The following is a 12,846-nucleotide window of genomic DNA, read 5'->3' on the forward strand; positions in this document are numbered from 1 at the left end:
TTTATTATATTAATAAATAAAAATCAAAAAATTTTAAAACAATATTTTACTATCTAAAAAATTTTTTAAGTCTATTTTTGACATAACGCCTATTTTCGTACCTATAATTTTACCGTGATAAAATAATAGCAATGTTGGAATTCCTCGAATAGAATATTCAACAGGTATTTTTTTATTCATATCAATATTAATTTTTCCTACAACAATTTTTTTATAATATTCATGCGCGATATCTTCTAAAATTGGTGATAAAATTTTACATGGTCCGCACCAATCAGCCCAAAAATCTACTAATACATATTTTTTTGAAACTAATACATTTTCTTTAAAATTTTGATCTGTTAATTCAATAATTTTAGTTATTTTCATAAAAATCCCAACATATATTTTATAATGTCATTAATATTTTTATATTATTTCTAATAATTAATTAAAATATTAATGTATTAATTAGTTTTAAAAATTAAAATGTTATAAATAATGATTTTTTTTATTTCTATTTTGATTAGAATTAAATTTAATCCAATGCGTTGAACGTTGCGGTAATTCAAATAAAAACCGACTTGGTTTCAAACGAGATAGTGTACCAAATTTTTTTTTATTCCTACAAAAACTAAGAAAAAGCTGATTTTTTGCTCTAGTAATACCTACATACATCAATCGGCGTTCTTCAGTAACATCATTTTCGATAATACTTTTTTGATGTGGCAATGTTCCTTCTTCCAACCCAATAATACATACAACAGAAAATTCTAATCCTTTTGCGGCATGTATAGTCATTAAATGCAATTTATTAAAATCTTGATTCGAATCATATCGTGCAATATTTTCAAAATCACCACATACAAATTGTATTAATATATCTTCTAATTTCATTGGTACATTTCCATTTATACCTAATAACATTTCTTTTAAACATTTAGAAAAAAAAATTATTTTTTGTATACGTTTTTTTGAAATACTATCATCATTATGATAGTTTATAACCCATGCATAATAATTTATATCTTTAATAATATTATTTAAAATCTTTTCTGGTTTATCTAATAAATACGATGATAGTTGAATAATCCATAATACAAAATTATTTAATTTAGATATAACATTTTTACTTAATTGCGTAATAATACGTTTATCAGTACTAGCTGTAAATAAACTAATTTGATTAGAAAGAGCAAATTTTTTTAATTTATTTAAAGTAATTAATCCTATTCTTCTATTTGGAGTATTAATAATACGTAAAAAAGCTAAATCATCTTTATGATTAACAATTAATCGTAAATATGCTAATAAATCTTTAATTTCTAATAAATCAAAAAATGATTTTCCAGAATAAATATGATATGGAATATTTTGATATATTAATTCTTGCTCTACAGCTTGTACTTGATGATTGTTACGATATAAAATAGCATAATCATTATATCGTGTATTATTAACATTTTTATGAAGTTGAATATGACGAATTATCTGTTGCGCTTCATGAATATCATTAATTGATTTTAAAACATAAATTTTGTTTCCGTAATCTAAAGTCGAAAATAATTTTTTATTAAAAAAATTCTCATTATTAGAAATTAAAATATTCGCTGCATGTAATATACAACCAGAAGAACGATAATTCTGTTCCATTTTAATAACATTTAAAGTAGGAAAATCATACTTTAATAAATAAAAAATTTTTTGTTGTGCACCTCTCCACGAATAAATAGATTGATCATTATCTCCTACTACTGTGAAATTAGAATTATAACCGCATAATAATTTAATCAATTCATACTGACTAGTATTAACATCCTGATATTCATCTACTAATAAATACTGAATTTTTTGTTGCCACTGTAATCTTATACCAATATTATTTTTTAATAAAATAGTAGGTAAAAAAATTAAATCATTAAAATCTAATATATTATGTTGCTTAAGAAATAAATCATACTTTTCATAAAAAAAGATACATTTCTCTTCTAGAATAGAATTTATATTTTTACACGCTAATTTAGGATTGAATAATTGATTTTTCCAAATAGAAATTTGATAAATTAACTGTCTTAAAAAAAATATATTATTGTTTTGATTAACATTTATAAAACTTTTTAATAAACGTAATTGTTCATGCTCATCAAATAATGTAAAATTTTTTCTCAAACCTAATAAACGATATTCATTTTTAATAATCTTCAAACCTAAAGAATGAAATGTAGAAATTGTTATATCATTCGTTTGTTGAACAGTTAATTTCTTAAATAAACGTAATTCAATTTCTTTAGCTGCTTTATTGGTAAATGTTATTGCGAAAATTTTTTTAGGATCATAATGATATACTGTAATTAACGTTATAACTTTATTAATTATAACGCTAGTTTTTCCTGATCCTGCTCCAGCTAAAATTAAACACGGATTATTAATAATATGAATAGCTTTTTTTTGAACGTTATTTAACATCATAAATATATTATCTTAAAAATAAGATTTTTAAATGAATCTATTTTACTTAAAAGAAATACAATCATAAAACTTGTATATATGATATATCATTCAGTATTATGTAATAAATAATTATAATTATTTCGAAAATATTGTGGATTTCATAACTTTCATATATAAGCGTAGTCGTTCTCCAATTTTTTCAATGGTATGATTACTAATAGCATCATTAACATACATTAATGCTTGATTACTGACATTGTCATCTGGAATAGATTCACCTAAATCACTACTACGCACAGTTTTAATAAACTTTTCTAAAATAGGAATAGCTCGTTCAGAAAATAAATGACTACCGTATTCCGCAGTATCCGAAATAATTAAATTCATTTCATATAATCTTTTTCTAGCAATAGTATTTGTAATTAATGGTAATTCATGTAATGATTCATAATATGCAGAAGCAGGAGTAATGCCTGTTTCAATCATAATTTCAAAAGATAATTCAACACCTGCTTTTAACATAGCTACCATCAAAGTACATTTTTCAAAATATTCGTTATCTAAAATTTTTCTTCCAGAATATAACTGAGCATTTTCAAAAGAAGATTTTTTTAATTTTTGTCTCCATTTTATTAATTGCATATCTCCTGTTTTCCAATCAGATATCATCTGTTCAGAAAATCTACCAGAAATAATATTATCCATATGTAAACAAAATAACGGTCTCAATATTTTTTTTAATTGTATAGATAATTCATAAGCACGAATTTTAGCAGGACTAGATAATCGATCAAATAATAACTTAATTCCCCCATCTTTCATGCATTCTGCTAATTTTTCCCATCCGAATTGTAATAACGTAGCAGAATAATCAGAGCTGTATCCCTTATCTATTAAATGTCTATAACAAATTAATGAACATGCTTGTACCATACCACATAAAATAGTCTGCTCTCCCATTAAATCAGATTTAACTTCCGCTATAAAAGAAGATTGTAATACTCCAGCTTTATGTGATCCTAAACCAAATGCCCATGATTTTGCAATATCTAAACCCTTCAATTTTAAATTATTGTCTTTATGTACAGCAACTAATGTAGGTACACCAAATCCATTTAAAAATTCTTGTCGTACCTCAGTTCCCGGACATTTAGGCGCTACCATAATAACAGTAATATCTGAACGAATTTTTTCTCCTTCTTCAACAACATTAAATCCATGAGAATAACCTAAAGTAGAATTTTTTTTCATTAATATTTGTAGTTTTTTTACTACTTTAGAATGTTGTTTGTCTGGAGTTAAATTAATCACTAAGTCAGCATGGGGAATTAATTTTTCATATGTATCTACACAAAAATTTTTTTGAATAGCATTATTCCATGAATTAGATTTATTAATAATAGATTCTTTTTTTAATGCAAATGAAACATTAAAACCTGAATCTCTTAAATTTAATCCCTGATTTAATCCTTGTGCACCGCAACCAACAATAACAATATTTTTATTTTTTAATATTTTATCAGAATTTAAAAATTCGGATTGATTCATCAAAAATCCAGTATTAAGATTAATTAATTGTTCTCTAAATGAAAGGGAATTAAAAAAATTCTTCATATATCAGCTCCATATTTATATACAAGACAATAATTGTTGTCATCTAAATTCAAAGTAATAAAAACAAGATTAAATCATCAAAACATAAATAATTATAAAAAATTTTATGTTATTTTGACATTAATTTTATTAATATTACGTACAGCACCGGTATCTGCACTCGTAGCAAAAATACTATATAATTTTAAAGAATCAGAAATAGGACGTATTCGATTTTTTGGTGTATACGCCTGTATACCTCTACTTGTTTCTGTCATCTTTCGGTGTAGTAACTCTTCTTTAGAAATATTTAAAGTAATGCTTCGTTTTAAAATATCAATATTAATAATATCTCCGTTATATACTAAAGCAATTAATCCTCGACTTGCAGCTTCAGGAGAAACATGACCAATCGAAATACCTGAAGTTCCACCAGAAAACCGACCGTCAGTAATTAATGCACATTTTTTATCTAATTTTACAGATTTCAAATATGTTGTAGGGTATAACATTTCTTGCATGCCCGGACCACCACACGGTCCTTCATATCGAATAACTATTACATCACCGGCATGAATTTGTTTGTGTAAAATAGCATATACAGCTTCTTCTTGACTTTCGTATACTTTGGCAGAACCAACAAAAATCATATTTTCTTTATCAATAGCAGCAGTTTTAACTATACAACCGTTTTTTGCTAAATTACCTGTTAACACAGCTAATCCACCATCTTGGTTATAAGCATATTTTTTTGAACGAATACAACCATTTTTACGATTTAAATCTAAAACAGACCATCGAAATGATTGTGAAAAAGGAACAATAGTTTTTTTACCTTTAGGACCTGATGAATAAAAATGAAATGCATTTTTATTATGCACATTTAATACATCATAGTCATTAATTGTTTTTTTTAAAGTAAGACCTAATATATTTAATACTGATGTATCTAATAAATTAATTTTATTCAATTCAGATAAAATACCAATAATTCCGCCAGCACGATGTAAATCTTCCATATGATATTTTGAAGTACTAGGAGATAATTTACATAAATGAGGTACACGTCTAGATAAATAATCAATATGTTTCATAGTAAAATCAATATTAGCTTCATAAGCCATAGCTAATAAATGTAATACTGTATTTGTAGATCCGCCCATAGCGATATCTAAAATCATAGCATTCTTTAACGTAGTCTTGGTAACTAAATTTTTAGGTAATAAACGGAAATCATTATTTTTATAATAATCTTTTGTATTTTTTACAATGATTTCACCTACTTTTAAAAACAATTTTTTTCTATCTTTATGAGTAGCGAGTATTGTTCCATTACCCGGCAATGATAAACCAATAGCTTCAGTTAAACAATTCATAGAATTAGCTGTAAACATACCTGAACATGAACCACACGTTGGACAAGCTGAGTGTTCAATATCAGATAATATCTTTGATGAAGTACTTTTACTAGCTCCATGAGCTATAGCATCTACTAAATCAATTTTTATAATTTTTTTATTAAATATAATTTTTCCTGATTCCATGGGACCACCAGAAACAAATACGGTTGGAATATTTAATCGTAACGCAGCTAATAACATTCCAGGTGTGATTTTATCACAATTAGAAATACAAACCATAGAATCAACACAATGTGCGTTAACCATGTATTCAATTGAATCTGCTATTAATTCTCGTGATGGTAAAGAATATAACATACCAGAATGTCCCATAGCAATTCCATCATCAATAGCTATAGTATTAAATTCTTTAGCAATTCCACCAAATTTAATAATTTGTTGAGACACTAATTTACCTAATTCACGTAAATGAATATGTCCAGGTACAAATTCAGTAAACGAATTAACTACAGCAATAATAGGTTTTCCAAAATCTTTGTCTTTAACACCGGTAGCGCGCCATAATGCTCTAGCTCCAGCCATATTTTTACCGTTAATAGTAGTAGACGAACGATATGTTGGCATTGTGAAATAAACTCATTTTATATGAAATTTAAAAATAATTACTATTTATATATTAATAATATTATTTAATAATATATCGGATATATAGATAGTAAATATTTATTAGTTTATAAAAATTTTAAGAAATTTTTTCTACTTATAATAGATAATTATTGGTAAGATATACATAAGGATTGATATCAATATTTATATTTTAAAAAATAATAAGTATATTTTAATTTTTAATGCTATAAAAAACAGGGGTGGAGGGAATTGAACCCCCAACTTTCGGTTTTGGAGACCGATGCTCTACCATATTGAACTACACCCCTAAATATTTATTTTAAATAAATATAAATGTATTATTCAGAATCATTATACATGAGAGATAAAAAAAATACAACTAAACAACATTTTTGTATAGATTAAAAAATCAATTTATATAATGATAAATATTTTTTAAAATATCTTTAAAATAATTTTTATACAAAAAAATAAATAAAATATATAATAGATTTTGAATAATTTTCAAATTATTTCTAATTATTTAACTATATTCATTATAAGGATTTTATAAAAATGAACTTTCCTATTTATTTAGATTATGCTGCTACTACTCCCATGGATCCTAAAGTTAAAAAAATAATGAACCAATATTGTTCTATAGATGATATTTTTGGAAATGCAGCATCAAGATCTCATAAATTTGGATGGGATGCAGAAGAATCTGTAGATATAGCTAGAAATAAAATAGCTACATTAATAAATGCTGATTCTCGAGAAATAATTTTTACTTCTGGTGCTACAGAGTCAAATAACTTAGCAATTAAAGGAATATATGAATTTCATAAAAATAAAAAAACACATATTATTACTAGTCAAATCGAACATAAATCTGTATTAGATTGTTGTCGTTATTTAGAATGTAAAGGATGTCTTGTAACCTATTTAAAGCCAGATAAAAACGGTATTATTAATATATCAGAAATAAAAAATACTGTTAATAAACATACATTATTAATTTCAATTATGCATGTCAATAATGAAATCGGATCTATTCAAAATATTGAAAAAATAAGTAATTTTTGCAGAAAAAATAATATTTTTTTTCATGTAGACGCAACACAAAGTATTGGAAAAATAAAAATAGATGTAAAAAAAACACCTATAGATTTATTGTCATTTTCAGCTCATAAAATTTATGGACCAAAAGGAATTGGGGCATTATATGTATGCTTAAGACCACGAATTCGATTATCAGCTCAAATTCATGGTGGCGGACATGAACGAGGATTTCGATCTGGAACATTACCCGTCCATCAAATTGTTGGATTCGGAAAGGCATGTGAAATTTTAAAAAAAAAAATGAAAAATGATATTTCACATACTAAAAATTTACGTAATATACTATGGAACGGTTTACGTAAAATTAAAGAAATTTATTTAAATAGCCACTTTGATTATACAGTTAGTAATATAATTAATATTAGTTTTAATTATATTGAAGGAGAATCATTATTAATGGCTTTAAAAAATTTAGCTGTATCTTCAGGATCTGCTTGTACATCAGCTAGCCTTGAACCGTCATATGTACTACGTGCTATTGGTGTCAAAGATGAATTAGCACATAGTTCTATTAGATTTTCTATTGGTAGGTTTACTACATCAGAAGACATTAACTGTGCTATACTAAGTATTAAAAATGCAATTGAAAAATTAAGAAATCTTTCCCCTCTTTGGGAAATGTATCAATCTGGTATAAAAATGGATAAAATTATTTGGAATTAATACTTTTAAATAGGAAAATTTTAAATTATGACTTATAGTAAAAAAGTATTAGATCATTATGAAAATCCAAGAAATGTTGGATCTTTTTCAAAAAATGAAAAAAATATAGGTACAAGTTTAGTAGGTGCTCCTGCTTGCGGTGATGTAATGAAATTACAAATAAAAGTAAATAATAATAATATTATAGAAGATGCTTGTTTTAAAACATATGGATGCGGATCAGCTATTGCATCCAGCTCATTAATGACCGAGTGGGTAAAAGGAAAAACATTAAAAGAGGCAAATAAAATAAAAAACACAGACATAGCCAAAGAACTTGATTTACCTCCTGTAAAAATTCATTGTTCAATTTTAGCCGAAGATGCAATCAAAGGAGCTATTGCTGATTATCATAAGAATTATAAACAAAAAAAATAAAGCTTATTTATTTTAAAATAATTGTGCTGAAAATTATGATACTATTTATTCAGCACTATTATTTTATTAAAAAATAGTAATATATTACTATATTACGTATTTTAAATAAATATTTTTATTTTTTAAAAAAAAATATAGGTTTATCATGAATTATTTTGATTTATTTCAACTATCACCACAATTTAATATTGATCAAAATAAATTAATTAATAAATTTTATGAGCTACAACATAAATATCATCCAGATAATTATCTGGACAAAAAATTAAATAAAAAAAATCAATTATTAATGTCTATTAAAATTAATCAAGGATTTAATATATTAAAAAATAAATTTACAAGAGCTCAATATCTATTGAAAATAAATAAGAAAAAAATTAATACAAAAAAAAATTATATTTCTAATCAAAATAACGTATTAATCAAACAATTTCAATTACACGAAAAATTACAAAAAATAAAAAATCAATCAAATTCACATATTCAAATCAATAATTTTATAAAAAAAATAAAAGTTAAATTAAATTTATATTTTTTACAATTTAATAACGCAATTCAAGAAAAAAAAATTAATTCTGCAAATAAAATATTTTATCATATATCTTTTATATATAAAATTATAAAAAAAGCTAAAAATTTAAAAAAAATTTAATTAATAAATAAGAGAAAATAACATGAAAAAAAAAAAATTATTATAGGTATTGATTTTGGAACAACATATTGTTTAGTATCTACTATTCAAAAAAAAAAAATAAAAATTATTAATGCATTTAACAAAAGAAAATTATTTCCAACCATTATACATTTTGAAAATAAAAAAAGTATTATAGGATGGAAAGCTTATAAATTTTTAAATAAAGATGCAAAAAATACGATTACATCAATCAAAAGATTTATTGGTGTATCCTATACAGAATTAAAAAAAAATAAATTAAATATTCCATATAATATTTCAGAAAACTCTAAAAAAGAATTAGTTTTTAAAACTAAAACAGGAAAAATTACCGTTTCTTTTATTATTAAAAAAATTTTTAAATACATTAAAAAAAAAATAGAGAAAAAATTAAAAAAAAATATTTACGCAGCAGTAATAACTATTCCAGCATATTTTAATAATATACAAAAAAATATTGTACGAGTATCTGCAGAATCAAGTCAAATAAAAGTATTACGATTACTCAATGAACCTACTGCTGCAGCTATTGCGTATGGACTAGAAAAAAAAAGAAAAGGTCTTATATGTGTTTATGATTTAGGTGGAGGAACGTTTGATATATCTATATTAAAGGTTTCAAAAGGAATTTTTGAAGTACTTGTTACAAAAGGAGACACTTCCTTAGGGGGAGATGATTTTGATTACTTATTAGCTAATTTTTTATATTTTAAATTAAAAAATAAACCAAAATTAAATCACAATTTGTTTAAAAAATTACTTATTATTGCTGAACAAGTTAAAATCCAATTAAGTAAAAAATCATTAATTACAGTTAAAATATTTAATAACATAATAAATTGTTCAGTTGTAGAATTTAATAGATTAATTTATCCATATGTTCAAAAAACATTAAAGATTTTAAAATCTGCCGTACAAGATGCTAATATAAAAATATCTAAAATTAATGATATAATTTTAGTAGGAGGCTCTACATATATTCCACTAATTCGTCAAAAGATTTACTCATTAATTAAAATTAAACCATTAATTTTAATTAATCCAACAGAAGCAGTAGCTCGAGGTGCTGGATTACATGCAAATTTTTTATATTATAAAAAACAAGTAATGGATCAACCAATGCTATTATTAGATATAATCCCCATTTCTATTGGAATCGAATTATTAGGAGGGATAATGGAAAAAATGATTAAAAAAAATACTAAAATTCCTACTGAAGTTATAAAAGTATTTACTACGTTTAAAGATTATCAAACAGGATTTTGTATTAATATTTTTCAAGGAGAAGATAAATATGTAAAAAATTGTATTTTATTAAAAAAATTTAAAATTCAAGGATTACCTGCTAGAATGGCTGGACAAATTAAAATTATAACTACATTTAATATAGATGTAGACGGTCAATTATCAGTAACAATACAAGAAAAAATTTCTAAAACTAATTTTTTTATAAAAATAAATACAATGTATCAATATAATAATTCTATTAATATCAGTTCATAATAATGAATAATTAATTTTTAATAAAATTACAAATATAATTTATATATAATTAATGCAATTAAATAATTTTTTTAATAAATATTTATTGTTTTATACTAAAAATTTTGGAAAATATATTATGCCAAATATAATTTTTTATCCTCAGAAATTTATATTACCTCAAGGTTTAACTGTAAATGGTAAAACCGGAGAAACTATTCTTGATATAGCTTTATCTAATAAAATTAAAATGGAACATGCATGTGAAAAATCATGCGCTTGTTGCACTTGTCACTGTATTATTAGAAAAGGTTTTTTTTCTTTATCTACTTGTCAAGAAAAAGAAGAAGATTTATTAGATAAAGCATGGGGTTTAGAAAAATACAGTCGTTTAGGATGCCAAGCTCGTTTAGGAAAAGAAGATATTGAAGTAGAAATTCCATTATATCATTTAAATCACGTAAATGAATAATATACAAAAATATAAGTAATATAATTTTATTAATTACATTAATAATCAATTATTAATGTATGGATTAATATTATTTTTAAAAAAAATTTTAATGGGTGTATTCGGAATATGTAATTCTTTTTGTAAAAAGCGCATTAAATATTTTTTATATGTAGATGTTATATATTGTGTTCGTGTTCCATGAACGACAATTAATATTGGATTTTTTTGAACACAATGCGCATATTTTAAACGTATTACTTTTCCCGTTACACCCGTTGATAACGGATGGTTTTTAGTAGCTTTATTAATAATATTCGTTAAATAAGAAGCACTAAAATTTTTTAATGATTCTTTATAAATAAGGTTAATTTGTCTAAAAATTCTTTTTAATCCGATTTCACGTAAAGCAGAAATATAAAGAATTATAATATTTTTAATAAATTTTAAGCGATTAAAAATAATACTTTTCATGATTTTTTTTTTATTAAATGAAATTAAATCCCATTTATTAAATAAAATAAAAAAAGGATAACCTGAATTTACTATTATATTTATAATAGACAAATCTCGTGAACATATTCCTATATACGCATCTATTACAACAATAACAATTTGATTAAATTTAATAACATCAACAGATTTTTTTTCAGATATATATTCTATAAAAGTTTTTTTTTTATTTTTTTTTTGTATACCCGCTGTATCAGTAAATATATATTCAATATTATTATGTACTACAGATTCTGTAATAAGATCTCGAGTAGTTCCGGGTACAGAACTAGTAATCATTCTATCATATTTTAATAATTTATTTAAAATAGTAGATTTACCAACATTCGGTTTACCAATTAAACAAATCTTTATTTTTATATTAGAATTAACATTTTTATTACATATACATTGTACTTTATATAAATTTTTACAATTTATTGTTTTCCAAAAACAATATATTTTTTTTAAAAAACCAGATATACCAATATGGTGAGTAATAGATATTTTGTAAATATTTTTAATTCCAAAATTAAAAAAATCAATTATTTTATCATATGTATTAATTCGATCAATTTTATTAATTAAGAGAATCACTGGTTTATTTGATTTTCTTATTTTCTGTAAAATAAAATAATCTGATTCTGTAATACCAGTATACGCATCGACAATAAAAATTATAAAATTTGATTGTTGTATTGCTATTTTTGTTTTTTGATATGATTGTATATCAATATTTTTTTTTTTTATTCTTTTATATAAAAAATCGATACCAGCCGTATCAATAATACAAAATTTATATTTTTTAATTAAAAAATATCCATAATTAAGATCACGGGTAGTTTTACTGATATTACTAATTAAAGCACAATTTGATCTTACTAATAAATTAAATAAACTAGATTTACCAACATTTGGTTTACCTATTAAAGCAATTTTAGGAATCATGCTAAAATTCTCTTTTTATTAAAATATATTTTATTATATTTTTCAAATAATTTTTTCCACGAACTATCTTGTATCGAAGCTATAATATTTATAGCTTTAGAAAATTTATTTTGCTTAATATATAATTTTAATAAATTTAATTTAATTAAAAATAATAAATTTTCTTCTGAATTTACTAATAGCAATTTTTTTAATATACGTGTAGATTCTATATATTTTTTTTTTAAAAATAGCTGTTTAGATAAATTAATTCCTACTAAAGTAGTATAAATACTATTTCTTCTTTTCAAGAATAGAATTTTATTATTAATAATATCTTTATTTTTTTTATTTAAATTTTTAGTAATTCTTATAAAATCCTTAACAATAACATTATTATTTATATTTTTTTTATACATTACAATTGTACAGATTGATAATGAAAATATTATAAAAAATAATAGTATATATATATATTTTTTAGACATATCTTTTATTTTTTGACAAATTGGTTTTAACATTTTTATTTTAATTTTAATAATTAGTAGATTTATTTTTATATTAACACAATATGGTTATATTAACACAATATTTTTATATTGTCACAATATTTTTATATATATATTTTT

General features: G+C 23.0%; 11 protein-coding genes and 1 tRNA gene. 5 read left to right on the forward strand and 7 right to left on the reverse strand.

The annotated features are described in order from the left end of the window. Positions 1–33: 33 nt before the first annotated feature. The 5 genes from trxA to APCICUMA2628_RS02000 form a co-directional block, all read right to left on the reverse strand. Positions 34–369, reverse strand: coding sequence for a thioredoxin (trxA, locus tag APCICUMA2628_RS01980; protein ID WP_154027743.1), 336 nt, complete (start codon positions 367–369; stop codon positions 34–36). Between the two features lie 102 nt (positions 370–471). Next, on the reverse strand, positions 472–2,445 hold the full coding sequence (locus APCICUMA2628_RS01985) for a UvrD-helicase domain-containing protein (RefSeq protein WP_232036812.1): 1,974 nt from the start codon (positions 2,443–2,445) through the stop codon (positions 472–474). Positions 2,446–2,565: 120 nt separating this feature from the next. Then, on the reverse strand, positions 2,566–4,044 hold the full coding sequence (gene ilvC / locus APCICUMA2628_RS01990) for a ketol-acid reductoisomerase (protein ID WP_154027746.1): 1,479 nt from the start codon (positions 4,042–4,044) through the stop codon (positions 2,566–2,568). 104 nt (positions 4,045–4,148) lie between these two features. After that, positions 4,149–6,008, reverse strand: coding sequence for a dihydroxy-acid dehydratase (ilvD, locus tag APCICUMA2628_RS01995; RefSeq protein ID WP_154027748.1), 1,860 nt, complete (start codon positions 6,006–6,008; stop codon positions 4,149–4,151). Positions 6,009–6,245: 237 nt separating this feature from the next. Further along, a tRNA-Trp gene (locus APCICUMA2628_RS02000) sits at positions 6,246–6,319 on the reverse strand. Positions 6,320–6,566: 247 nt separating this feature from the next. Between APCICUMA2628_RS02000 and APCICUMA2628_RS02005 the strand changes: the two genes are divergently transcribed. The 5 genes from APCICUMA2628_RS02005 (at position 6,567) to fdx (ending at position 10,819) form a co-directional block, all read left to right on the forward strand. Then, positions 6,567–7,775 (forward strand): IscS subfamily cysteine desulfurase, encoded by a 1,209-nt coding sequence (locus APCICUMA2628_RS02005; RefSeq protein WP_154027750.1) that lies wholly within the window; start codon positions 6,567–6,569, stop codon positions 7,773–7,775. 27 nt (positions 7,776–7,802) lie between these two features. Next, positions 7,803–8,192 carry a Fe-S cluster assembly scaffold IscU gene (gene iscU / locus APCICUMA2628_RS02010; protein WP_154027752.1) on the forward strand — a complete coding sequence of 130 codons (390 nt, stop codon included), beginning with the start codon at positions 7,803–7,805 and terminating at the stop codon, positions 8,190–8,192. Between the two features lie 145 nt (positions 8,193–8,337). Further along, positions 8,338–8,844 carry a Fe-S protein assembly co-chaperone HscB gene (gene hscB, locus APCICUMA2628_RS02015; protein WP_154027754.1) on the forward strand — a complete coding sequence of 169 codons (507 nt, stop codon included), beginning with the start codon at positions 8,338–8,340 and terminating at the stop codon, positions 8,842–8,844. A 99-nt stretch (positions 8,845–8,943) separates the two neighbouring features. Continuing rightward, positions 8,944–10,368 (forward strand): Hsp70 family protein, encoded by a 1,425-nt coding sequence (locus APCICUMA2628_RS02020; RefSeq protein WP_232036823.1) that lies wholly within the window; start codon positions 8,944–8,946, stop codon positions 10,366–10,368. Between the two features lie 118 nt (positions 10,369–10,486). Continuing rightward, positions 10,487–10,819 (forward strand): ISC system 2Fe-2S type ferredoxin, encoded by a 333-nt coding sequence (gene fdx / locus APCICUMA2628_RS02025; RefSeq protein WP_154027758.1) that lies wholly within the window; start codon positions 10,487–10,489, stop codon positions 10,817–10,819. A gap of 45 nt (positions 10,820–10,864) precedes the next feature. On the opposite strand, the gene der is transcribed toward fdx, so the two are convergent. Together der and APCICUMA2628_RS02035 are read right to left on the reverse strand one after the other, a co-directional pair. Beyond that, entirely contained in the window at positions 10,865–12,238 is a 1,374-nt protein-coding gene (der, locus tag APCICUMA2628_RS02030) for a ribosome biogenesis GTPase Der (protein ID WP_154027760.1), read from the reverse strand. Further along, positions 12,235–12,636: a tetratricopeptide repeat protein gene (locus tag APCICUMA2628_RS02035; protein WP_172598580.1), complete on the reverse strand. Its 402-nt coding sequence runs from the start codon at positions 12,634–12,636 to the stop codon at positions 12,235–12,237. Before APCICUMA2628_RS02035 ends, der begins: the two co-directional genes overlap by 4 nt. Positions 12,637–12,846: the final 210 nt, after the last annotated feature.

Origin of the sequence: Buchnera aphidicola (Cinara cuneomaculata), from assembly GCF_900698865.1 — a bacterium.
GTDB classification, from domain to species: Bacteria; Pseudomonadota; Gammaproteobacteria; order Enterobacterales; family Enterobacteriaceae; genus Buchnera_F; species Buchnera_F aphidicola_AA.